We start from the raw sequence: 23,904 nt of genomic DNA on the forward strand, positions 1-23,904 counted from the left end.
ACATATCAAAAGAAATAAAAATTGTATTCCTTTAGTTAGATCCAAAAATACTGAGTCATAGATACTTTAAGTAAAGTAGAACATGATTGTAAGTGCCATCTGAAAAGTTGATACTTGTAGATACACAGATAAATATAATTTATCTGTGTTATTTCGTGTCTATATACGGTCTAACAAAAGGTGGAGGCTTATTTGTCTCGCCTTGAAAGTCAATAATGCAAACATCGTTATCTACTGGAGTTCCCATGTCTGAATTGCTTCAAGCAGTCTTAGATAGTGAAGAAAAAAGTGATTTGCGTTCCTTTCTGAGTGAATTACGCCAACAAGAAAAGAAGTATTTGCTACGGAATGACATACTGAATGTATATAGTGAGTATTGCTCAAAGTCCCAGAGACCAGAGGAATTTTACACTTCCTCTGAGCTAGGTAAACTGATTTACTGTACTCAAGAAATTATTCAGGAGGACTCAAACTTCTGTTTCATCATCCGTTCTAAGATTGCCAGCCAAGAAGTTTATTGGTTGACATCAGACTTGAGCATTGAACCGATGACGGTGCAGGATCTGTTGGATTTGCGCGATCGCTTGGTGAACAAATATCATCCCAACGAGGGCGACCTGCTAGAATTGGACTTCGGCCCGTTTTATGACTACACTCCAATCATCCGCGACCCCAAAAATATTGGTAAGGGAGTACAATTTCTCAACCGCTATCTATCCAGCAAAATATTTCAAGATTCCAAACAATTGCTGGACAGCTTATTGAATTTTCTGCGCCTGCACCACTACAACGGTGTACAACTGCTGCTTAACGATCGCATTCAATCACAGCAGCAACTTTCCGAGCAAGTTAAGAAAGCTATTAGTTTTGTTAATACTCGTCCCGAAGATGAACCCTACGAACAATTCCGATTCCAATTGCAGTCAATGGGTTTTGAACCGGGTTGGGGTAACACCGCAGGGCGAGTGCGAGAAACTTTAAATATTCTCGATGAATTGATTGATTCTGCCGATCCTCAGACCTTAGAAGCCTTCATTTCTCGTGTCCCGATGATTTTTAGAATCGTCTTGGTGTCAGCTCACGGTTGGTTTGGGCAAGAGGGAGTGTTAGGGCGTCCCGATACCGGTGGTCAGGTAGTTTACGTCCTTGACCAAGCAAAGAGCCTAGAGAAGCAGCTACAAGAAGATGTCTTGCTTGCGGGTTTAGAGAAATTGAATGTCGAGCCAAAGGTAATTATTCTCACCCGCTTGATTCCTAATAGTGATGGCACTCTTTGTAATCAACGGCTAGAAAAAGTCCACGGTACCGAAAATGCCTGGATTTTGCGAGTACCTTTACGGGAATTTAATCCTAACATGACTCAAAACTGGATTTCCCGGTTTGAGTTTTGGCCTTATCTCGAAAGTTTCGCCATTGATTCTGAAAGAGAACTACGGGCAGAATTTCACGGCACACCAGACTTAATAGTTGGCAACTATACTGATGGGAATTTAATCGCATTCTTGCTGGCGCGACGCTTAAAAGTTACCCAATGCAATGTTGCCCATGCTTTGGAAAAATCTAAATACTTGTTCAGTAACCTTTACTGGCAAGAATTAGAGGAGAAATATCATTTTTCATTGCAATTCACTGCTGACTTGATTGCAATGAATGCTGCCAATTTTGTTGTCAGCAGCACCTACCAAGAAATTGTCGGAACACCGGATAGTGTGGGACAGTACGAGTCTTATAAATGCTTCACCATGCCGGAGTTGTACCATGTTACCAATGGCATTGAATTATTTAGTCCCAAATTTAACGTCGTACCGCCTGGAGTAAACGAAAATAATTACTTCCCCTACACCCGAACTAAAGACAGAGTAGAGAGCGATCGCCAACGCCTTGCAGAAACACTCTTTACTTTGGAAGACCCCGCGCAAATCTTTGGCAAACTCGACGATCCTAACAAGCGCCCTCTCTTCTCAATGGCACGTCTTGACCACATCAAAAACCTCACAGGTTTAGCTGAATGTTATGGTCAAAGTAAAGAGTTACAAGAGCATTGCAATTTAATTTTGGTGGCGGGGAAATTGCGTGTCGAAGAATCAGGCGACAATGAAGAACGTGATGAAATTATCAAACTCTACCAAATAATTGAGCAGTACAATCTTCACGGCAAGATTCGTTGGCTAGGTGTGCGCCTGACTAAAACCGATTCTGGTGAAATTTACCGAGTCATTGCCGATCATCAAGGAATTTTTGTACAACCAGCTTTATTTGAAGCTTTTGGTTTGACAATTTTAGAGTCGATGGTTTCAGGATTACCGACTTTTGCCACACAGTTTGGTGGGCCACTGGAGATTATTCAAGATAAGGTTAATGGCTTTTTGATTAACCCAACAAATTTAGACGAGACAGCCACGAAAATTGTGGAGTTTATCACCAAATGCGAACAGAATCCTAACTATTGGAATGAAATTTCCGAGCGAGGAATTGACCGAGTTTACAGCACCTATACTTGGAAAATTCACACTAGCAAGCTGTTATCTTTAGCACGGATTTATGGCTTCTGGAACTTTACCTCGAAGGAGAATCGAGAAGATTTATTGCGTTATCTTGAGGCTTTGTTCTATTTAATTTACAAGCCAAGAGCGCAACAGCTATTAGAGCAGCATAAGCACCGTTAGTTTGTCATTTGTCATTTGTCATTAGTCATTTGTCATTAGCTAAAGACTAAGGACAATGACAAATGACTAAATTGTCAACGCCCGCCAGGTTAGTTGACCAACTATTCCATCTGCACCTAAATTCTGCTGATTTTGAAAGGCTTTGACAGCAGTCTCTGTCAAAGCGCCAAAAACGCCATCTACTCTAACGGCATAACCATTAGACACTAACAACCGTTGTAAGATCCTGACAGCAACACCAGAGCCGCCGAAATAAAGAGTCGGCAAAGGTGTTTGGTTACTAAACTTCTGCAACTTTCCTGTAGCCTTTACACGGACTTTGCCTTTAGATGGAGAATACTTTTTAGGCTGATCTAAGTTAGAAGAAACTAGGGACTGATTTTTTTTACTGATTTTTTTGAGTATATGTTCTTTCTCTATTGCGATCGCTGAGGGATAAGCTTGATAAATTCCATCTGTCTGCATAAATTCAGGTGGTGTAACTTGAGCAGTTATCTCTAACTGACTCTGTTTTGACTGGTTTTCGTCATTTTCCATCTGAAATAATTGCTGCTGTGGCAAATTGACCCCAGAGCCTTGTCTGATTGTTAACACGCCCGTCATCATCAGGCCAATTTCATTCATTGTTAATTTTTATCTCATTTGGAAATTTTCAAAAGGGATGCACCTTAATAAAAAGCGCGTAGGCGTAGCTCTTCAGAGACATTATTTAGTACGCCTAGTTGTGGATACGGTAAAACTTTTTACCTTTTTTCCTCTCGCCATAAAGCAATACCGCCTAATAAACCAGTGATATTGGGAATGAGTTTTACATTTAACGGTAACTGTAAATTCACTTTCACCGCTTCGCCACCGCCAATGTAAAGGTAATCATAATTGAAAAGATGTTGCAAAGATGCGATCGCTTTTTCTAAACGCTTATTCCATCTTTTGTCACCAATTTTTTCTAACTCTGCACGCCGTAACTGCTGCTCAAAAGTTTCTCCTTTGCGAAACGGATGATGCCCCATTTCCATATTTGGCACTAGCTTACCATCCACAAACAAAGCCGAACCAAACCCCGTACCCAGAGTAATCACCAATTCTACACCTTTACCTGCGATCGCTCCAAACCCCTGCATATCTGCATCATTAATCACCCGTACAGGCTTATTTAATTGTTTTAATAATGCTGTTTCCAAATCAAATCCGATCCAATCTGGATGTAAGTTTACTGCTGTTTCTGTGACCCCACACCGCACTACGCCGGGAAAGCCTACCGAAACGCGATGAAATTCACCTTGAGCCGCAGCTAACACAACAATTGCATTTATTACAACCTCTGGTGTAGCCGGTTGAGGTGTATCTAAACGCGCTCTTTCAGTTACAGGATTACCCGTAATATCTAAAACCATAGCCTTAACGCCACTACCGCCAATATCAACTGATAGGGTGCGAATCGATCCATTTTCTTCAACCATTGAGTTACATCCTTGTTAATGCTTATTCTTCCGTTATTATGCTCTGCTGCATCTAAATAATATCGGGATGCTTGGAGAGTTTTTATATTGAGGGTAGCGGGGGAGATGAGGGAGAAAAAACCAATGCCCCATGCCCTAAAATATAAATTTAAGTAATATGCACAGTTTCATTCCACCAGAACGCTTTTTTCCCTATCTCACCTGGACAGATATCCAATCAATGCCAGATAAGGAAAATGTGGTAATCATCCAGCCAGTAGGGGCAATTGAACAACATGGGCCTCATCTACCGTTGATTGTAGATGCTGCGATCGGTGTGGGGGTGCTGGGAAAAGCAATGGAAAAGCTGGATGCCAGTATTCCCGCTTATGCTTTACCAAACCTTTATTATGGCAAATCTAACGAACACTGGCACTTTCCCGGCACGATTACTCTAAGCACGGCAACTCTGACGACAATCATTATGGAAGTGGGAGAAAGTATTTACCGTGCTGGGTTTAGAAAACTGGTATTAATGAACTCCCACGGCGGACAACCCCAAGTTATGCAAATGGCGGCGCGGGATTTGCATGTTAAATATGATGACTTTTTGGTATTCCCGTTGTTTACTTGGCGCGTGCCTAATATTACTAAAGATTTATTGACTCCGAAAGAAGCAGCGTTAGGAATGCACGCTGGAGATGCTGAAACTAGCATTATGTTATCAATTTTACCAGAACAAGTGAAGTTAGAAAAGGCTGTTGCAGAGTATCCCCCAGAACAGTCAGAAAGTAGTTTACTAAGTTGGGAGGGTAAATTACCTGTAGCTTGGGTGACACGAGATATCAGTAAAACTGGGGTGATTGGCGACCCCACAACCGCAACGAAAGAAAAAGGCGATCGCATCCTCGAATCTGTCGCTAACGGTTGGGTACAAGTTATTCAAGATATTTATACCTATCGACAAGCAAAAGTGGAGAAGGATTAACAGGTTTGATTCAAAGTTAAAAATCCAATACATTGTATGCAGGACACCATCTAGATTTGCTAATGTAGGAATAATGGAAACAGTACTAGCGTAGCTGCTTAAAATCTATCGAGCAGCAAATTTCTATTAAAAGTAATATAAGAGAAATAATTATGACGGCGTTTGAACCTCAAAGCATCCGCTCGTATAGCCAAGAAGATGTCCAACAAATTCTCCACTTAGCGATCGCACGCCAAGCTGATGACAAAGACAAAGAATTTTCTTATGAGCAAATATTAGAAATTGCTGCTGAGTTAGAAATTGCACCTGAGTCTTTAAAATTAGCAGAACGCGATTGGTTAGTACAACAAGGTCAAGTCCAACAGCGAAAAGCTTTTGATTCCTACCGCATTAGAAAATTTCAGAAGCGTCTAGGGAATTATACAATTTTTAATGGCTTTTTTATACTGCTTGATTTAATCACTGGTGGCGGAATTTCTTGGTCGCTCTATATTTTACTATTCTGCGGATTGCCACTAGGGTTTGATGGCTGGAATACCTTTCAAATGAAAGGCGAAGAGTATGAAATGGCATTCCAGAAATGGAGCCGTAACCATCAAATTAAGAAAACCATCAGTACAGTTTTGAATAAGTGGTTTAAAGCGTTACAGGCTTAGGATACTTGCTGGTTTGGCACTATCCGGCATAAATGGATGGAAATCTTTGATTCAACGAAATCACTTAACCTAAAGTCTTAGAGGCATCTGGGTAGCACAGCTAGTTGTGCTACCCTTTTTGATCGTTATTTAAGTTTTTCGTGAGCAGCCAAAATAATTTTTTCAGTTTCTTCCCAGCTAATACATTTATCAGTTACAGAAATACCATATTTTAAATCTTCTTGTTTACCAGTAATTGGTTGACCACCTTCAAACAAATGCGATTCCAGCATCATGCCAACTATTGATGTATTACCATCTACTATTTGCTGAATAATGTTTTCTAAGACAGCACCTTGTAATTTATAATCTTTATTAGTATTGCCGTGGCTACAGTCAATAACAATTCTTGGTGGTAAATCTGCCTGTTTTAATTTTTCTTCTACCAGTTTCACATTTGCTGGATCAAAGTTAGGCTGACTACCGCCCCTTAAAATTACGTGACCGTAAGCATTACCTTTAGTTTGAAAGACGCTGACCTGTCCGTTTTGATTAATTCCCAGGAAATTATGCGGGTTTCTAGCTGATTGTAGGGCATTCAAAGCTACTTGAATATTGCCATCAGTACCATTTTTAAAACCTACAGGCATCGAAAGCCCACTTGCCATTTCGCGGTGAGTTTGTGATTCGGTCGTGCGTGCCCCAATAGCAGACCACGTAATTAGTTCACTAATGTATTGAGGTATGATTGGATCTAGTGCCTCTGTACCAGCAGGTAATCCCAACTCTGTAATTTTTAATAATAAATCCCGTGCAATTAATAAACCATTCTCTACATGGAAAGAATCATCCATATCTGGATCATTAATTAGCCCTTTCCAGCCTACGGTTGTTCTTGGTTTTTCAAAGTACACTCGCATAATTAGCAGCAGGTTATCCTGGACTCGTTCAGCCAATATTTTCAACCGTTCAGAATATTCGAGTGCTGCTTTTGGGTCGTGGATTGAGCATGGCCCAACTACTATAAATTTTCTGCGATCCTGAAAATTCAGGATATTTTCTATTTCCTGCCTATATGCTAAAACTCTTTGCTCGGCTAATTTTGTTAAAGGTAATTTTGATTTGACTTCATTGGGAGTTAATAAAATGCGATCGTTCTCAATGTTAGCGTTGTCGATATTACTATTAAATAATTGGTTAGGCATGGGGATGCTCTGGCAATTTTATATACGCACTTCAAATCAAAAGTGTAACACAAACCCATGAGCTTTTAAAATATCTTGTTTTTTACTTGACAAATTTTTGAATAGACGATGTGTGAATAATATAATAACTGAAAAAGGGGAAAATATTTTCCCCTTTTCTTTGCTATTGCAACACTGATTCAGTGGTTGTGTATATGATTACTGCCATACAAACACTTTAGCTTCGTATGGCCCCAGGTCAGTTATGATACCATCATCACCAGCTTCGACATCATAATTACCTGTCCATTCATGCCATGTACCAGGGCTAGGAAAGTTAGGAACATGATAGCCAGCTAGGAAATTTTCTGAAAAATTTGTTATTACGACTACACGAGAACCTTCATTATTCCAACGAGTATAAGCTAATACTTTTGACTCTGCATTTTCGTGGATAAAATCAATATTTTCTGTGTAAAGAGCATGATTGCTTTTACGTAGGTTAGTTAAGCCTTTGTAGGATTCAAATAAACTCCGATTTAAATCATTACCTAACAGCGTCCAATCGATTTTGGATGATTCAGGTTGCTTAGGTTTATACTCACCAAATTCCTCTCCCATCCAAATCAAAGGTACACCAACAGCAGTCATTAGAATGGCTATTCCTAATTTAGCCCGTCTAAAAGCTTCTTCGTTAAAAATCTCACGGTTTCCTAATTCAATCATTAGATGGTTATGGTCATGGTTGGTGAGGTAATTTACTACATTGGTAACACCCAAGAAGCCTTGGCGCTTGCAGTCAATGACATCTTTGAGACGCTCTAAATCAAATGTATCACCGCAAATGTGTTCTAGTATGCAGTGATAAAAACTATCATGCCAGCAACCATCCATTGGCCCATCTACATTGGTAATGCTGGTAGTTTCAGGAATGTGTTCAGCAACGTTATAAAAAGGCTTCGCGCCAGCAGTTTTTTGGCTTCCTGAACAATCCAATGCATGAAATCGTAGTTAGCAATTTGCCGTGCTGCATCAAAGCGAATACCATCAAGATGATATTCTGATATCCAAAAACGAATTGCCTCACCAGTAAACTTCCACGCTGGATGAATATCTAATTTTTCATCATAATGTTCATAATTAAACTCAGGCCCCCAGTTATTATCAGGGTCACGAGGCTCGTGGTGATACCAATAATCGTGGTCAATTTGTGTTAGAGGAGCAGATGCTTCTGAGTGGTTATAAATACCGTCAAGAATTACACGAATACCTTTGCCATGACACTCATCAATCAGTTTTTTCAAATCAGCAGTCGAACCATAACTAGATTCTGCTGCAAAGAAGTGGCGGGGATTATAACCCCAACTATAATCACCAGGATATTCTTTAAGTGGCATCAACTCAATAGCGTTAATTCCTAGTTCGCATAGATAATCTAACTTTTCAATGACGTGTTTGTACTTGCCTCGTGCATAAGGATCATCCTCGCCACCAGAAAAATCACCGACATGTAATTCATAAATTACTAATTCGTGGTCAGCAGGTAAAGGCTTATCATCATGTTGCCAAAGGTATCTATCGGTAATCCTTTCGCCATCTTTGATGCGGATAACACCATCATCTTTTCCACTCAGTTCATCTACATCAGTTGCATAAGGGTCTGTAACATCAACCCATTGTTCTGGTTCAAAAAACCATGAATTTGACTGGATGCGGAATTTATATTTATAAACGCCGTCTTCTAGTTCAACACTTGTACGGAAATAACCATCATCACCTTTTTCCATTGGAATTTCTTGCCAATCAGAAAAAGAACCAATTAATGCGGCTCCTTTGTTGTAAGGTGCAAATAAATTAAATTCAATTGGCTTTGCCATAGAAGTGTTTGTAATATCAAGGGTTGATAAAAGTATTCTCGGATACTCAATTGAATTTACAAATCGCTCTAGAGAAATAATTAACTCAAGAGTGCTTCTATCTTCAGGAAGAATTAATAAATATTTTATAAAACTTATATGTATTTTTTTGGTTCTTAACTTTTTATACCATTTATTGATTGACTAAAATACAGCTTTGCTATATGGGTGTCACTGTTATTTTTTGCAAGAATTTGTATAATGTTTGAAAAGTCCTATTGTCGGTATCAAAAGTTTTAGATCCCCCTAAATCCCCCTTAAAAAGGGGGACTTTGATTCAGGTTGCCCTCTTAAAAAGGGGTTAGGTGGGAAAAAAAAAAATGCCTAAAGTCACAGCAAAACACTTTTCAAACAAGCTCTAATACAAGGAGCTGAAGTCCCTTGTCTCAAGCTTGATTTTGTGCAGTTTTACACAAAATTTGTATTAGTTTGTTGCAAATAACTTAATAGCCAATTCGCTGCCGTTGCCCTACGAGTTTGGCGAGGCCCAAATTCACCAATTTTGTAACCTTTGAAGCCCAGTTTTTGTTTTAGCATTTGTTTATTTTCAACGGGAATGGAACGAGTCAACTTAACTGTTGCGGCGCGAGATTCAATAAAATCTGGTGGTTGTGGGTACTCATTTTGCCATTCTGGTGCAACTTGACTTGTGTCCCATAGTGCAGTTGAGGAATCATAGCGATAGCCTAAATAATGCCATAGCAACTGGTTAACTGTGGCATCATCAACTTTTTCTTCAAGAATTGCCCAAATTGTTTCTGTATTAAGTGGTGGTAGGTTAGACATAAGCAAGTCAAAATTCAAAATTAAAAACAGCTTGTGTATACACAAACTAGGTAGACTGGAAATCGTAAAGATTAGACTAGTCTATGCAGAATTCCACACCATTATCAAACATCATCCGCGCCCGTGTATTAATTTCTGGTCGAGTCCAAGGTGTGGGCTACCGCTACGCCACTGTGGATACAGCTAGACAGTTAGGATTAACTGGTTGGGTGCGGAATCTCCCCGAAAGTCGAGTAGAGGCAGTTTTTGAAGGGGCGCGAGAGGTTGTAGATGACATGGTTCGCTGGTGTTACTCTGGGCCACCTGATGCTGTGGTTAAAGATGTTGTGGTTGAATATGAAGTACCAGAAGGCTTACGGGGATTTGAAGTTAAACGGGTTGACTAAGAAGTTAACAACGGTTTTTCCTGTTCATCTCTTGAAGCATAACGCCTGTAAAAAATTTTGATTACAATGCAGATGTCCACTAGGCGGTGTGCTGTCTATACACGTAAATCAAGAAGATACTTCATGAGTAATCAACTACAAGACTACAATCCCAGCGGCGTAGGTGAAATAAATGGCAACCTCTTAGGTTTACCTTGCGATTACGAGTCTGCAAACCTGATTGTCTTTGGTGTGCCGTGGGAAGTCACTGTTTCTTATGGTGCGGGGACTGCTAATGGCCCACAGCGAATTCTGATGCTTCGACTCAACTGGATTTGTTTGATTTTGATAACCCTAATGGTTGGAAGCAGGGAATTTTCATGGTGGAAATTCCCAAGATATTTTAGAGAAAAACACATACTACCGCACTTTGGCAGCACAGATTATCGAGCGATTAGGCCAAGGGAAACAAATCTCAGATACACCAGATTTAACACCTGTCTTGACGGAAATTAATCAGGCTGGTCAAGAGGTTAATAAATGGCTGTTTGAAAATTGTCAGCAAGCAATTAATGATGGTAAGCGAGTCGCCGTTCTTGGTGGAGATCACAGTTCGCCTTTAGGTTATTTCCAAGCATTAGCAGCTAACTACGCAAACTATGGCATTTTACACATTGATGCCCACGCAGATTTACGCGATGCTTATGAGGGATTTGAGTTTTCTCATGCGTCTATTATGTTTAATGCGATGAAAATACCGCAAATTTCTAAGCTAGTGCAAGTGGGTTTGCGTGATATTAGTCATGATGAAGTGCAAATAATTGACCAATCTGATAGTCGTATTATTGCTTATTACGACCCAGCTATTAAGCAAAAGCTTTACTCTGGAACAACTTGGATTGATTTATGCCGAGAAATTATTAGTTCTTTGCCTGAGTATGTTTACATTAGCTTTGATGTAGATGGTCTAGATCCAAAACTCTGTCCGAGTACAGGTACTCCTGTTCCAGGTGGGTTGGAATTAGAGCAAACTTTTTGTCTGTTCCGGGAATTGGTCAATAGTGGAAGAAAAATTATTGGCTTTGATATCTGCGAAGTTGGTGATGCTGAGTGGGATGGTAATGTTGGAGCGCGAATAGTTTACAAGCTGGCAAATTTGATGGATTTATCTCAACAGAAAATATAAACGATAAAATTTTGGCAGGGTAGCAATCATACTAAACTCAGGATAATGACAACAGCAACTCGTCTATCTCTAACTCCCGAATAATTCCTCAAACTGCCAAAAACCAAGTTTACACATTGCGCTAGCAAACCAGCTTGCGGCTAATTATCTATGGATTATCCAAGAGTACCTTGGGCAAGGGCTACTTATGCTGTGTTAAGTAGGTAGGCATGATTAAATATAAGATGTCATTGCGAGTGAAATGAAGCAATCGCAAAGTCTCTGGGATTGCTTCGCTTCTCTACGAGACGCTTCGCGAACACTCGCAATGACAGAACATATTATATTTATTTACACCCATTTACTTACTAGGATTTGTTAAAAGTTAAGTATTATAATCAAGCTTGCTTTCAGTAAAATTACTGTCATAAAGTAATTATGCAATGTTAAATCATAAAGTAATATAAAAGTTTTGGCAGAACTTGTTGGATGAGCGTATAGTTTCAAACATCATCAATCGTTTTCATGATGTTTATACTTACCTATAGGTAAACAAAACAGGTGCAATATGAAACTACAAGATTTTTTGGGAAAAGAGGAAAAATGGGCATTCGATGCGATCGCTGAGGATATAGACTTAGCTCGTCAGATTCAGATACTGTTAATCGGCTTAGGTTTGCTAGAACCTCCAGCCGATGGTAAGTTTGGGCCTGTTACTGTCATAGCTCTGAAAAAATTTCAAGAATTAACAAAGACTGAAGAGAATGGTTTTTTAGGAGCAGTCACAGCCAAGAAACTAATTGAAACCAAAATAGACGATCTTCCTAAACCTCCCTTAAAACTTGGTAATGACATTGCCAGTAAGATTGTGAAATACATGCTATCTAAAGATTATCAGGTATTCACCAATCCAAAAGAATATAATATTGTTTATATAGAGGGTATAAATGCAGACTGGAATCTCAACAGTGATACACCCAATGAATTTAATGATCGGCGGATTGTTATTGAAGTAGTAAATGGTGTTCCCAAAATCGTAGATCACTGGGAAGCTACTACAGAACCAGGGAAATACTACACGTATAATCCGATGAATCCCAAAGGAGCAGCCAGGATTCAGTTTGGACAATACAAAGCTTGGGCTGTCGGTACCCACGGTACAGCAGAGCCTCATGAAGCATTAGTGCAAGTTGGAGATATAACTGTTTGCAGAGATTTCAACAAAGATTTTAAACGGACTGGCGACAAACTCGATACAGGTGATAATTTTTATGTAAATCAACACTACGGCTTTGATTTTCCCCGAAATGATATTCGCCTTGCTAGTGCAGGTTGTTTGGTAGGACGTACTCGTGAGGGACATAGAGAGTTTATGGCGATTATTAAACAAGACCGCCGTTATGTCGCTAATCGCAAATATACTTTTTACACTACCGTAATTCCTGGGGATGATTTACTGAAAACGTTTCCAAAATGAGGTAATGGTTACTTGGTAGCGGTTGTTGTGATGCAACGTTTAGTAAGGTAGCACAGATGTGCTACCTTACTAAAATACTCGTTGAAAGCCCTTGAGTAACAGGCGCTACGCGCCGTATTACGTACTTGAGGCAAGGGATGAAAACGGTTTGAGGTTGTTTACGCCTTAGTCACGTTCTGGTAAAATTACGTTTAACAGGAACGGTAATCAACCTGTATAAAAACCTAAATGCCTAACGGCAATCTGTACCTTGACAATTGAAGATATGGGGTTCTATTCCATAGTTCTAGTTCCTGCCCAGGAATAGGTAAAATCTTCATGGGGACTAGGCGATCAGAATTTCAATCAAACAAATTTTGGAATCATCCAACTACCGAGGGGCACTCGGAAAGTTAACGCTTGAGGAGAGAACCACCTCTGGGTTAGATACCGCAAGGGGTCTAATTTAAGTGGACTCGCTGAACCAAGAATCTTCGTACCTTTAGGTCGAGGAGTGTCAATTTGTCTAACTTTGTTCTTGTGGTTGCCCTATCTGTGCCGTCAATTTCTCTTTATCTTGTCTGCGTTTTTTGGCGTAAAGTTGAATAGTGACTGCCATCAAAATAATCATGGCGAAAATAGCCCAAGCAGCGATATCTGTAGGTAGATTATTTTTAAACACAGCCAGCAATACGATCGCTACTAACATAACTGTGGGTGCTTCATTTAAAGCACGTAATTGCTGACTATTCCAGCCACATTCATCTACTGCTAATTTCTTCATCAGCCGAGCGCAGTAATGATGATAGCCAATTAAAATAGCCACAAACAGCAGTTTGATATGTAACCAGCCTTCTTTTAAAATATCCGGTTCAGTGGTTACTAAACCGATCGCCATTGCGATCGTCACAAACATTCCTGGGTTAGTGATGATATAGTAAAGCCGCTTTTCCATAATTTGATACTGATTTTTCAGGATCGTTCGCGCTGGTTCAGGTTCTTGTTCAGCTTCAACGTGATAGATAAAAAGACGGACTAGGTAGAACAAACCAGCAAACCAAACGACAAATCCGACAATATGAAAAGCTTTAAACCATGAATAAGCCATGAATTCTAATCTCCTTTACTTGTGGTTGTGATGCATTTTTAGTGGTAATAAAAAGTTCACAAATGCACGCGGGGATAACATTTATCAATCTAGCAAAAATTCAGAATTTATTTTCTAACATAGATAAATATTTATAATTTATCTATGTTATTTGTGGGTTCATTTTTATTGAGCATCTTTACGACGCACAAAGGGTAGAAGGTCTTCTAAAATCGCCTCGTGGTAGTGTTCTTGAGGATAATGCCCGACGTTATTAAGTTTTATTAATTCGCTATTTGGTGCGTAATTAGCAAAGGTTTCGGCAATGTCTACAGGTAGCCAAGGGTCAATCATACCCCATTGAATCAGAATTGGTTGTTGCCATTCTTTAAAGCCAGATTGTATTTCTGTCATGGCTGAATCAAGTTGTAAATTGCGAATACTTGACAAGAGACTCCGACCAGATGAAGAACTTTTCAAAAATGGTTTTCGATAAATATCTAAATCTTTATCCTCGATGCGATAACGGCTTCCACTTTCTAGCGTTCGATCAACTAATAGGGGGTCTTGGGTCATGACTTCACCTGCCAAAGGTAAACCCATTTGTTTAATTTTCCAGGGTAATTTGGCAGCAGTTGAAATTGGTGTGTTTAAAATAACTAAATTGGCAATTTGTTCTGGATGACGCAAGGCATATTGTAGCCCTACAGAACCTAAAAAGCCTTGTACAACTAAAGAAAAATGTTCAAGTTCTAGCGCTTTAATAAATCCTTCTAAAGCTGTAATAAAAGCATCGGGAGTGTAAGCAAAATCTCGTTTTTCTGGTTTTGCAGAAAAGCCGTAACCAATCCAATCTGGAGCGATCGCTCTTGTACCTTGATTCGCCAAAGCAGGTATAATATGACGCCAACTGTAACTTTGTGAAACTAAGCCGTGTAGCAACAACACAGGCGCTAAGTCACTTCTGCCGATTGGTAAAGATTCCCGATAAAACCATTCCAGTGAATCTACATTGATTTTATGTTCTGTTATTGACACGCTATATTCCTATGATTGGGCATTGGGCATTGGGCATTGGGAATTGGGCATTGGGCATGGGGCATTGGGCATGGGGCATTGGGCATGGCTGAAGAATCAATAGTTCTTCTTCCCCTGCTCCCCCTGCCTCCCCTGCTTCCTCTGCTTCCTCTGCTCCCTCATCCCCCTACTCCCGACTCCCCACTCCCCATTCCCTGAAAAGTAATCATCTCACAAATCGCATAAGCTGTGGCGGGTGCTAGTAAAACGCCGTTGCGATAGTGTCCGGTAGCTAGGAGGACATTATTAAACCCTGGTAACTTGCCAATAACTGGTGCTGGCCGTCCTTCTGGGCGGGGACGTAACCCCGACCAAGTGCGGAGAATAGTTGCTGTGGCTAATTCTGGGCAAAATGCGATCGCTTGTTCTCTAACAGATTCCAGCAGTTCTTGATTTGGCGGAATCTCATTGCCATTACTCGGAAATTCCACTGTTGCACCTACCCAATAATCTCCACCACCCACAGGAACAATATGGACATCGTTACCCGTTATCGCTGGCTGGAAGTCAGGATTACCTAACGCATGCCCCAGACGCATTTGCAACGCTTGCCCAAGCACAGGGCGGATATCAACCATCTGATTTAATTTTGCCGTCAGTGGTGTTGAACCTAGCCCTGCCGCAATTACAAACCAATCACCCGCTATTTTTCCTTCTGAAGTCTCAAGTTGATGGCAAAATTGGGAAGAAAATTCAGGTGTTGAGGTTGGGGCATCCAAAACAGTCACGCCAAATTTGAAAGTTACCCCATTTTGCTGGGCAGCCTCAACTAAAGCTAACGTCAGGGCTGTTGGATCGATTTGGCGGTCTTGCGGAGAATAGACAGCGCCAGTAATTTTTTCGTGATTAATTTGAGGACAGATATTCTCAAGTTTAGCCGTATCCCATATTTCTAAATGCCAGCCTTGAGAGTGGCGAATTTCTATGAGTTTTTCCCATGCTGAAATCCCCTCTAGAGAAGGGGAGGAATCAGACAAAAGCATGAGAATTCCCTGACGATTAAAAGGAATTTTGCGACCTGTTAAAGCTTCTAATTCAGGAATCAAGGTTTCATAGCGTTGGATGCTAGTTTGTCGCATCTGCCAAGCCTTGCCTTTGATTTTTTGGCTGATTGCGCCCATCAAAACGCCAAGTGCAGCGCCTGTGGAATCTTGTGCTGGTGCTTGCCGATCGCAAACTGTAATTTTCAACCCTTTTACTAGACTAAGTTGGTATGCGATCGCAGCCCCAACTACACCACAACCAATAATAACTACATGACTCATTGCTATTTTGAAGCGAAGATGGGGACGGTTCGGATAAGCAGGGGAGGCAGGGGGAGCAAGTTAACTCCTCTTTATCTCCCTCTGCCTATCTTACCTCGCGCTTAACTTGCCTCTGCTTCGCTACTGGTTTTAGGAAGCAGTTGGAGGAATTTGTCAATCTCTGCGAAAGCAGCTTGGGATTGATTCAAGGCAACTAGAGGATTGCTAGCACTAGTAGCTTTATCGAGTTTAACTAGGTCTTTAAAAAAATCTCGCGTTATTTGACGTGCTGTGGGTTGGTCTTTGGGTAGAAGGTTGGGAGTGATATAAGTCAGATTCAGCTTTGCTTCTGTTATCGGCCCATGTATAAAGTTACGCACATTGATCCAATCACCTTTTTTAATCAGAGTAGTCAATTCCTCTGAGCGATCGCGTACAGCTTGAATTTCAGGAAGGTATGCCTGAATTTTTTCAAGTTGTACTGCTGTGTAAGTCGGGGGTGCGATCGCAACACCAGGGCCACCACAACTAATGAGGAATGTGGCCAATAGTACTAGGAAAAATGAAAAAATCGAGCGTTGACGCACCATATATTGAACTTAATTGCTTTTGGTTTACCGATTCACAGTGTCATTTTAGATCGCTAGCGCAATTTATCATCCTTGTCAGCCAAGGATTTTGCAGAAAATCTTGATATTTTTTCCAATGAGAGATTTTTAAGTACAATTACTTAATAGGTGTTAACCAGCCTCAACACGAAGCGATTTTTGGCATTTGTTTAGTAACAATGATTGCTCCCGAAGTATAATCTAGTGTTGCTAAATTTCAAAGGTCTTGATAAGCTGAAACACCAATAAGATAAGCCTTCTGGCGGTTGTTCTGTCTTCACATCCCCGAAGATGCCGACGCAATATAGGAGTGTTTTTTAGTGAATGCAGCTGAACAGGCAACGAACCTTGAACTCGCCAGCAACATTGCTACGGTGGTTAATTTGTTCAAATTCGAGTTTCCTGATGCCAAATCTGATCTTAAGCCCTGGAAGAATGACCCAGAAACCAGGGAGTTAATCGATCCAGACTCTATAGATATTGGCTTTCACTTTCCTGGTATCAGCAAATCTTGGAGAAGTCGTAGTATCTTAATTCAAATCCGATTTTATCAAGATCCCATCAGTAATTCACGCCGTGCGATCGGCGTAGAGATAGCTGGATTTGATCATCGCGGCGAAGCATGGCGACTTTCTACGGTGGAAAATTGGAGTATTGTCGGCGCATCTTCACCTTCTAATGAAATTGAGGAGAAGTTAAAACAGATTTGCCGACAGATTTTAGAAGTTTTTAATAAGTCAAATGATTAAAATAACACAAGGGTAGAGGCAAACATCTATCTGTCCTACTCTACGAACAATACGCCGCTTCCCAATAATGGCAACAGTCGGCATAAATCTTTTACACATTCTTGATAAATATAATATTGCTGTCTAACTTTCAAGGTGACTTTAACGTATAGCGGAAGTCCCCACCTTCTCTGCGAGACGCTACGCGAACAATGTACCTATAAGGTGGGGATTGTGAGCGGGGGATAAGGATTACATCTGGAATTGATTTAAAACATCAGTAAAAACAAATTCTGGATGTATGACGAATCCCCAAAATTTTCTGGTAAGATAATCAATGTCTTGACCATCAATGCCGCAAGCGAAAACCAAGCTAATAGGTATATGTTGCAAGAGAAAAATTTGGGTCTTGGGAACCAAGACTCCTGCCCTTGGAGGGAATGTAAGACTTGTCTTTTACTACGAAGTTATGGAAGCTATTCCCGATGAATTGGGAAGCCCCGTCCGTCTTACGGCGGGGTAGTTCACTGGGACAAACCATTACTCAGGTTGATGCTTTTACCAATACACCTTTTGCAGGTAATTCTGCTGCTGTTTGTGTTTTGCCTGCTCCCCAAGACGAGGGCTGGATGCAGAATGTAGCTCAAGAGATGAATTTATCTGAGACGGCTTTTCTTGTTAAACAGGATGATGGCTTCAATCTGCGTTGGTTTACGCCGATGGTAGAAGTGCCGCTTTGTGGTCATGCAACTTTAGCTAGCGCTCATGTACTGTGGTCAGAGGGATATCTGTCAGCGAATGAAATGGCGCGTTTTTATACCAAAAGTGGTGTGCTGATTGCTAAATTGCAAGGTGAGTGGATTGAATTAGATTTTCCTGTGAATCACTCCCAAGCCGCGATCGCTCCTCCAGAACTTAGCCAAGTTTTGGGTGTACCATACAAATCTGTATTGCAGAATTCGTTAGGCTATTTAGTGGAATTAGAATCTGAAGAATTAGTGCGGCAAGTACAGCCTAATTTCCAACTCCTAAAAACGTTGTCTATTAGTGGTTTAATCGTCACCAGCACCGCCAATTCTGATTCCGAATATGATTTCGTCTCACGTTTTTTTGCACCAGGATTAGGTATTAATGAAGACCCAGTGACTGGGGCGGCTCATTGTTGCCTTGCTCCGTTCTGGCGCGATCGCTTGCACAAAGATGAGTTTTTGGCTTATCAAGCATCAAGTCGCGGTGGGGTGGTGAAGGTAGATTATGATGGGGGCGATCGCGTCTTTCTTTCTGGACAAGCAGTAACTGTGATGCGAGGTGAGTTAATTACTCCATAAAGCTAAGATTAAAAATCAACCGCATCCGGCAAAAACTCAACATCAAGAACTTGAGCAATGGAATAAGGACACTCCACAGGAAACGTATCTATTGGTAGTTGAGTTTCATTACTAGCAGCTTTTAATCCCCGATGATAGGACTGGGCTAAAACTTCTTCTGGATAGGAATTGAGGCTGGGACTCTCTTGCAGCAAATCTAGAATTTTGTTGCGTTGCTCATCAATGGTATTTTGCCAAGAGCCACTCCGCAAACCAGACTGATATTGCCACTTGAGTAAATGGTGTAATAATACTTCCAAACGGCTTTTCAACTCCCGCCGATCTGAGCGTCCCAAGCTTTCAATCTCCTCAATTACAGCATCCCAGTCTACTTGTCCAAATTGTCCAGCACGAATGAGTTGCACAGTTTTTTCTGTCCATGCAACAAAATCTGTTTCATATAACTGGGCTGCGCTTTTGGGAATTGGGGTCATAAACTTCCTGCAATCTACCGGAGACGATGTTACACCCATTTTAACGTCAGGGACTACGCGAGGGGATCGCGTCTTTCTTGCTGCACAAGCGGTAACTGTTCTGCGAGGAGAATTAATATAGGTAGTTCTGATTTACATGAAATACAAAATACTTTACCCCAACCTTAATACTTCTCAATTAATAATTAAGTGGTACTGGGTTTTACTAGAGTTTATTATTAATAATAATATGTAAATTTTAGGAATTTTCTTTTTAATTGGATTCATTTGTTGATTCAAATAGATTAAAAAATGCTAACGCGTTCATAGATATTAATGTAATTAACAATAAAGAAATTAAACCTGTAAATAACCCATGCTCTAATTTTCTAAAACAAGCTGAAAGTATAGAAAAAGTCATTAACCCATTAAAAAACAAAATTCTAAATCTATGCCATCTTAATATCCTACCTTTTAAGGCTATTAAATTATCATGTATAATTGCCCAATCATCTACTATAAAAAACAATCCCCATGAAACTATTCTAAGTTCTATTAAAGACTTTGATGAAAAAATAAAAATCCATAGTAATAAAGTAATAGCTCCATAAAAAATATTTTGAGTTATTATAATAATTTTGATAGTACTATTTGAAGAAAAGGGCTTTATATCTTTTAAATCAGGATAATCAGATACTAGCTCAGTAGTAATTTTGGGAATCCTATCTGCTACAGCATTATACAAACTTTGTAAATAACTAAAGCTTAATAACAAACTTGTTATTCTTAAACCTAAAGTTCCTTGTGTTATTTCTTTGGAATAAACCTGTAAATTAAATAATCCTCCTTCTTGTAAATATAGATTCCATAAAGGATAAGATAATAGAAATAACGAAATAGATACACTAAAACTTATTCCCATTGAAAATAATAATGAAAATACAAACACTTCTATCTTATCACCGAAATTATAACTGTCATCATTATCAAAGAAGAACATTATAAATAACACAACCAAAAAAACACAGTTACAAAATAATGGGATTGCAATACTTATATTTTTACAATCATCAAGTCCTAATAAATAAGTATCGTTCATAGCGCTGTTATATGAAATTAGCTTAAAATTATTGCATAAATAAAATAAATATACAAAAACTTTATGCAAACTTTATAATATTTATATAAAAACAATAAAGAAACTCTTAACCAGCCTGAATAATCGCTTGGACTTGCCTCAAAAAACCTGTGAGATGCGACACTCACCTCTTTAGGACTAGGGGTGAGGTTTTAAATAAGGCAAGGTTAAACAAACGGTGGGTTAATTTTTGTAAGCTGATGCAATTGAGTTGCAGAAGGTTGCGTTAAGTGAAATGGGATAAAAGGGCTAGCTACAGACGAGAGAATTTTATCCGAATCGTATTGCACGTACTCTTCTACAGAAGCGAGTGTCACAATATTTAAAGAAGCCTAATATTTTAATTTAAAAAATGTCTGCTAAACACAAAGATAGTAGAATCCTCATGCAATCTCGTGATTGGCCAATCGAACAATTACCTGGACTTAGCCACGAAGAACAATCGCAACTGCACAATTGTGGCATTACTAGTACAGTAACACTAGTCAAACAAGGAAAGACTTTAGAGCAAAGACTAGCGTTAGCAAATAAACTACAGATTCATCTTCAGTATGTAAATAAATGGATGGCCTTAGCTGACTTGGCGCGTATTCCTAGCGTCGGGATACAATATTGTGGTTTATTGCTCCATGCGGGTATTGGTTCTGTAGCACAGTTAGCTGAAACTCCTACTCACAGATTACACCGACAAATTATGCGATTACAGGTAGCAACAATGCAACGGCGTGATTTGTGTCCAGCAATTGAGCTAGTACAGCAGTGGAGTCAGCAAGCGAAAACAATTATTATTTAAAAGTTAGGAGTTAAGAGTTTGGAGTTAAAATTTATCGAACAGAATTCAGGAGTCAGGAGTCAGAATTCAGAATGAATTCTGTACGACTGGTGGATAGCGCAGCGTTACCGAGTCCGCGATAGCGTAGCGTTAGCGAGTACTCGAGCGTCGCGTCTGAATAATCGGGTTTAAGACCCCCACCAAATTGAAAATTTGGTGGTCTTCAATTCCTGCGCGGTCTGAATCTCCGACTGATAGCGTTCGCGTAGCGTCTCTAAGAGTTGCGTTAGCGAGTCCGCGATAGCGGAGCGTTAGCGAGTATTCGAGCGTCGCGTCTTGATTCTGACTCCTGAATTCTGACTTCTTCTTCAAAACTCATCACTCCTCACTCTTTAACCAAGACACCATTAAGGAAGATATCAGCAAGTCCTTCTGCCATTTCTTGCATTTGTTGGGGAGAAGCATCAGGCTCAATAATGGTGTTGTTAGAAAAACCTGCGATCGCAAACATCCCTAAAAAAACTTTAGCAACTAGCTTGGCATCAGTTTGGCGATAAATGCCTTTATCCATTGCTGTTTGAAAAAATGCTTCGCCCACATCTGTCATTTTGGTAATGACTTCTAACTGGATGCGATCGCGTAAATCGGGGTGAAACTGCACCTCCATAAAACAAACGCGCATTAAATCGGCATTTTTTTGGAAATTCCACATCCGGCGGCGCATCACCTGAGCTACGGCTTTATAGCTGCCCATTTCACTTAATTCTGTCAGCAAATCTGTGAGAATCTCTACCCAGCCATTCGTAGCTACTTCCACCAAAATCGCTTTTTTATTCGGAAAATGACGAAAAAGAGTGCCTTCAGCTACACCTGCGGCTTGTGCCAAATCGCGGGTGGTAGTGCCGTCAAATCCCTTAGAGGCAAACAACCGTTGTGCTGCTTCTAAAATTCGGGTGCGTGTCTGAGCCTCTGAGGGCGGGGAAGAATTAAAAACTCGCATAATAGTTATGGTTAAATATCCAGAACAGCACTTGTAGCATTATTGTCTAACGTTAAGTACAAAAAGTCACTGAGAACTTAATACCAGATTAACGTTCTTTTGCTAAGTATCCTGTTTTTTAGTTAATGTAACTTTATCTTAATTTTCGCTTATGAACCATATCAGTCGGTCAATTGGGAATTTTAGATTGAGGATTTCGACTTTGCTCACTCGCACGATTTTGGATTGGTCAGATCAAGCATCTGTCAGATTACGGCGGTTATTTATCACTTTGTTGACTTCGATTATTCTCTCGTGGGGATTGCTGCCAGAAGTCGCTCTGGCTCAAACTCAGACAGCACCTCCTCAAGAAGCCAAAACTCAAACCCCGCCAGTTCAAAGTTCGATTCAACCTTACCTGGATCGAGTAATCAAGCAGTTAACGGAGTTTCGCCTCGACAATGGTCTAAAATTCATTGTCTTGGAACGACATCAAGCACCTGTAGTTTCTTTTCTTACTTATGCAAATGTCGGTGGAGTGGATGAGCCAGATGGCAAAACTGGTGTAGCTCACTTTCTCGAACATTTGGCGTTCAAAGGCACAACGCGTATAGGTACAGAAGACTACAAAAAAGAAAAACCACTATTAGAAGCTTTAGAGCAGTTGGATGCTCAAATTAGAACAGCGAAAGCTAATGGCAAAAAAGATGAGGTTGCTCGGTTAGAAACTGAGTTTAAGCAAGTAGAAGCGCAAGCAGGCAAGCTAGTCAAGCAGAACGAATTGGGGCAAATTGTCGAACAAGCGGGAGGTGTGGGTTTAAATGCCAATACTTCAATTGAAGCCACGCGTTATTTTTACAGTTTTCCTGCTAATAAGCTGGAACTGTGGATGTCATTGGAATCGGAGCGATTTCTTGATCCTGTAATTCGTCGTGAGTTTTATAAAGAGAAAGATGTAATTTTAGAAGAACGACGGCTGCGGGTGGAGAATTCACCCATTGGATTGATGGTGGAAAAATTTATCGATACTGCTTACAAAGTCCATCCCTACAGGCGTCCAATAATTGGTTATGACCAAGATATCCGCAATCTGACACCAGAAGATGTGCAAAAGTTTTTTGATACTTACTACGTACCAAGTAATTTAGCGATCGCTATTGTCGGAGATGTTAACCCGGCTGAAGTGAAAAAACTAGCGCAAACTTATTTTGGCCGCTATAAAGCAAAAACCAAAGCTGTTGAACAAATCCCAGTCGAACCGCCACAAAAACAAACGCGGGAAGTCACTTTACAGCTACCTTCTCAGCCCTGGTATTTAGAAGGTTATCATCGTCCGGCAGTTACTCATCCAGATAATGCAACCTATGAAATCATCGGTAGTTTATTAAGTGATGGGCGCACATCTCGGCTGTATAAGTCTTTGGTAGAAAAGCAGCGTTTGGCGCTAAATGCTCAAGGTTACAGTGGTTTTCCTGGAGATAAGTACCCAAACCTGATGTTATTCTATGCTCTCACGGCTCCTGGTCATACAGTTGATGAGGTGGGGGTGGCTTTGCGCCAAGAAATTGACAAATTAAAAACTGAGCCTGTCGCGGCGGCTGATTTGGAACGGGTGAAAACTCAAGCACGGGCGGGTTTGTTACGTACTCTCGATTCAAATATGGGAATGGCTCAACAATTGTTGGAATATGAGGTGAAAACTGGCTCTTGGCGAAATTTGTTTAAGCAGTTGGATGATATTTCGGCGGTGACAACGGCTGATATTCAACGGGTGGCAAAGCAGACGTTTACGGCTGAGAATCGCACAATTGGTAAGTTGTTGTCGAAAGAAGGATGAAAAACGTAGACGCATTAGCGAAGCGGTAGCGACGAAGGAGCGTCAGCGGCTTGC

The 23,904-nt window shown here is 40.3% G+C and carries 20 protein-coding genes and 2 pseudogenes; 10 read left to right on the forward strand and 12 right to left on the reverse strand.

Annotated elements, in window-relative coordinates:
- Window positions 1-245 precede the first annotated feature (245 nt).
- Window positions 246-2,666 carry a sucrose synthase gene (locus tag ANSO36C_RS01920; RefSeq protein WP_251958146.1) on the forward strand — a complete coding sequence of 807 codons (2,421 nt, stop codon included), beginning with the start codon at window positions 246-248 and terminating at the stop codon, window positions 2,664-2,666.
- A 66-nt stretch (window positions 2,667-2,732) separates the two neighbouring features.
- Here ANSO36C_RS01920 and ANSO36C_RS01925 read toward each other — a convergent pair whose 3' ends face one another.
- Together ANSO36C_RS01925 and ANSO36C_RS01930 are read right to left on the reverse strand one after the other, a co-directional pair.
- Entirely contained in the window at window positions 2,733-3,290 is a 558-nt protein-coding gene (locus ANSO36C_RS01925) for a peptidoglycan-binding domain-containing protein (protein WP_251958147.1), read from the reverse strand.
- A 119-nt stretch (window positions 3,291-3,409) separates the two neighbouring features.
- Entirely contained in the window at window positions 3,410-4,126 is a 717-nt protein-coding gene (locus ANSO36C_RS01930; RefSeq protein WP_251958148.1) for an ROK family protein, read from the reverse strand.
- 157 nt (window positions 4,127-4,283) lie between these two features.
- Between ANSO36C_RS01930 and ANSO36C_RS01935 the strand changes: the two genes are divergently transcribed.
- On the forward strand, window positions 4,284-5,093 hold the full coding sequence (locus ANSO36C_RS01935; protein WP_251958149.1) for a creatininase family protein: 810 nt from the start codon (window positions 4,284-4,286) through the stop codon (window positions 5,091-5,093).
- 152 nt (window positions 5,094-5,245) lie between these two features.
- The gene (locus ANSO36C_RS01940; protein ID WP_251958150.1) at window positions 5,246-5,749 is read left to right on the forward strand and encodes a 2TM domain-containing protein; all 504 of its coding nucleotides are present in this window, start codon (window positions 5,246-5,248) and stop codon (window positions 5,747-5,749) included.
- 125 nt (window positions 5,750-5,874) lie between these two features.
- On the opposite strand, the gene ANSO36C_RS01945 is transcribed toward ANSO36C_RS01940, so the two are convergent.
- The 3 genes and pseudogenes from ANSO36C_RS01945 to ANSO36C_RS01955 form a co-directional block, all read right to left on the reverse strand.
- Window positions 5,875-6,933, reverse strand: a complete 1,059-nt coding sequence (locus tag ANSO36C_RS01945; RefSeq protein ID WP_251958151.1) for a 3-deoxy-7-phosphoheptulonate synthase — start codon at window positions 6,931-6,933, stop codon at window positions 5,875-5,877.
- Window positions 6,934-7,131: 198 nt separating this feature from the next.
- Window positions 7,132-8,789 (reverse strand): annotated as a pseudogene (locus ANSO36C_RS01950) (alpha-amylase family glycosyl hydrolase).
- Between the two features lie 447 nt (window positions 8,790-9,236).
- Window positions 9,237-9,614, reverse strand: coding sequence for a DUF1823 family protein (locus ANSO36C_RS01955; RefSeq protein ID WP_251958152.1), 378 nt, complete (start codon window positions 9,612-9,614; stop codon window positions 9,237-9,239).
- 83 nt (window positions 9,615-9,697) lie between these two features.
- Here ANSO36C_RS01955 and ANSO36C_RS01960 point away from each other — a divergent pair, with 83 nt between their 5' ends.
- The 3 genes and pseudogenes from ANSO36C_RS01960 (at window position 9,698) to ANSO36C_RS01970 (ending at window position 12,621) form a co-directional block, all read left to right on the forward strand.
- The gene (locus ANSO36C_RS01960; protein ID WP_251958153.1) at window positions 9,698-10,000 is read left to right on the forward strand and encodes an acylphosphatase; all 303 of its coding nucleotides are present in this window, start codon (window positions 9,698-9,700) and stop codon (window positions 9,998-10,000) included.
- Between the two features lie 123 nt (window positions 10,001-10,123).
- Window positions 10,124-11,165, forward strand: a pseudogene (gene speB, locus ANSO36C_RS01965) (agmatinase SpeB).
- A gap of 547 nt (window positions 11,166-11,712) precedes the next feature.
- Window positions 11,713-12,621: a peptidoglycan-binding domain-containing protein gene (locus tag ANSO36C_RS01970; RefSeq protein WP_251958154.1), complete on the forward strand. Its 909-nt coding sequence runs from the start codon at window positions 11,713-11,715 to the stop codon at window positions 12,619-12,621.
- Between the two features lie 505 nt (window positions 12,622-13,126).
- Here ANSO36C_RS01970 and hemJ read toward each other — a convergent pair.
- The 4 genes from hemJ to psbQ form a co-directional block, all read right to left on the reverse strand.
- Complete coding sequence (gene hemJ, locus ANSO36C_RS01975) at window positions 13,127-13,708, reverse strand: protoporphyrinogen oxidase HemJ (RefSeq protein WP_251958155.1); 582 nt, start codon at window positions 13,706-13,708, stop codon at window positions 13,127-13,129.
- A gap of 165 nt (window positions 13,709-13,873) precedes the next feature.
- Window positions 13,874-14,725, reverse strand: a complete 852-nt coding sequence (locus tag ANSO36C_RS01980; RefSeq protein ID WP_251958156.1) for an alpha/beta fold hydrolase — start codon at window positions 14,723-14,725, stop codon at window positions 13,874-13,876.
- Between the two features lie 158 nt (window positions 14,726-14,883).
- On the reverse strand, window positions 14,884-16,029 hold the full coding sequence (locus tag ANSO36C_RS01985; protein ID WP_251958157.1) for an NAD(P)/FAD-dependent oxidoreductase: 1,146 nt from the start codon (window positions 16,027-16,029) through the stop codon (window positions 14,884-14,886).
- A gap of 101 nt (window positions 16,030-16,130) precedes the next feature.
- Entirely contained in the window at window positions 16,131-16,598 is a 468-nt protein-coding gene (gene psbQ / locus ANSO36C_RS01990; protein ID WP_251958158.1) for a photosystem II protein PsbQ, read from the reverse strand.
- A 338-nt stretch (window positions 16,599-16,936) separates the two neighbouring features.
- On the opposite strand from psbQ, the gene ANSO36C_RS01995 reads away from it, so the two are divergent.
- On the forward strand, window positions 16,937-17,365 hold the full coding sequence (locus ANSO36C_RS01995) for a hypothetical protein (RefSeq protein WP_251958159.1): 429 nt from the start codon (window positions 16,937-16,939) through the stop codon (window positions 17,363-17,365).
- 506 nt (window positions 17,366-17,871) lie between these two features.
- On the forward strand, window positions 17,872-18,672 hold the full coding sequence (locus ANSO36C_RS02000; RefSeq protein ID WP_251960227.1) for a PhzF family phenazine biosynthesis protein: 801 nt from the start codon (window positions 17,872-17,874) through the stop codon (window positions 18,670-18,672).
- A gap of 8 nt (window positions 18,673-18,680) precedes the next feature.
- Here the strand turns inward: ANSO36C_RS02000 and ANSO36C_RS02005 are convergent, their stop codons facing one another.
- Together ANSO36C_RS02005 and ANSO36C_RS02010 are read right to left on the reverse strand one after the other, a co-directional pair.
- Window positions 18,681-19,145 carry a DUF29 domain-containing protein gene (locus tag ANSO36C_RS02005; RefSeq protein ID WP_251958160.1) on the reverse strand — a complete coding sequence of 155 codons (465 nt, stop codon included), beginning with the start codon at window positions 19,143-19,145 and terminating at the stop codon, window positions 18,681-18,683.
- Window positions 19,146-19,398: 253 nt separating this feature from the next.
- Window positions 19,399-20,223 (reverse strand): hypothetical protein, encoded by an 825-nt coding sequence (locus ANSO36C_RS02010; RefSeq protein ID WP_251958161.1) that lies wholly within the window; start codon window positions 20,221-20,223, stop codon window positions 19,399-19,401.
- Window positions 20,224-20,614: 391 nt separating this feature from the next.
- Here ANSO36C_RS02010 and ANSO36C_RS02015 point away from each other — a divergent pair, with 391 nt between their 5' ends.
- Window positions 20,615-21,055 carry a DUF4332 domain-containing protein gene (locus ANSO36C_RS02015; protein ID WP_251958162.1) on the forward strand — a complete coding sequence of 147 codons (441 nt, stop codon included), beginning with the start codon at window positions 20,615-20,617 and terminating at the stop codon, window positions 21,053-21,055.
- Between the two features lie 364 nt (window positions 21,056-21,419).
- Here the strand turns inward: ANSO36C_RS02015 and ANSO36C_RS02020 are convergent, their stop codons facing one another.
- On the reverse strand, window positions 21,420-22,034 hold the full coding sequence (locus tag ANSO36C_RS02020; RefSeq protein WP_251958163.1) for a TetR/AcrR family transcriptional regulator: 615 nt from the start codon (window positions 22,032-22,034) through the stop codon (window positions 21,420-21,422).
- Between the two features lie 151 nt (window positions 22,035-22,185).
- Between ANSO36C_RS02020 and ANSO36C_RS02025 the strand changes: the two genes are divergently transcribed.
- Complete coding sequence (locus ANSO36C_RS02025; protein ID WP_251958164.1) at window positions 22,186-23,850, forward strand: M16 family metallopeptidase; 1,665 nt, start codon at window positions 22,186-22,188, stop codon at window positions 23,848-23,850.
- Window positions 23,851-23,904: the final 54 nt, after the last annotated feature.

This window comes from Nostoc cf. commune SO-36, from assembly GCF_023734775.1.
In the GTDB taxonomy this organism is placed as follows: domain Bacteria; phylum Cyanobacteriota; class Cyanobacteriia; order Cyanobacteriales; family Nostocaceae; genus Nostoc; species Nostoc commune_A.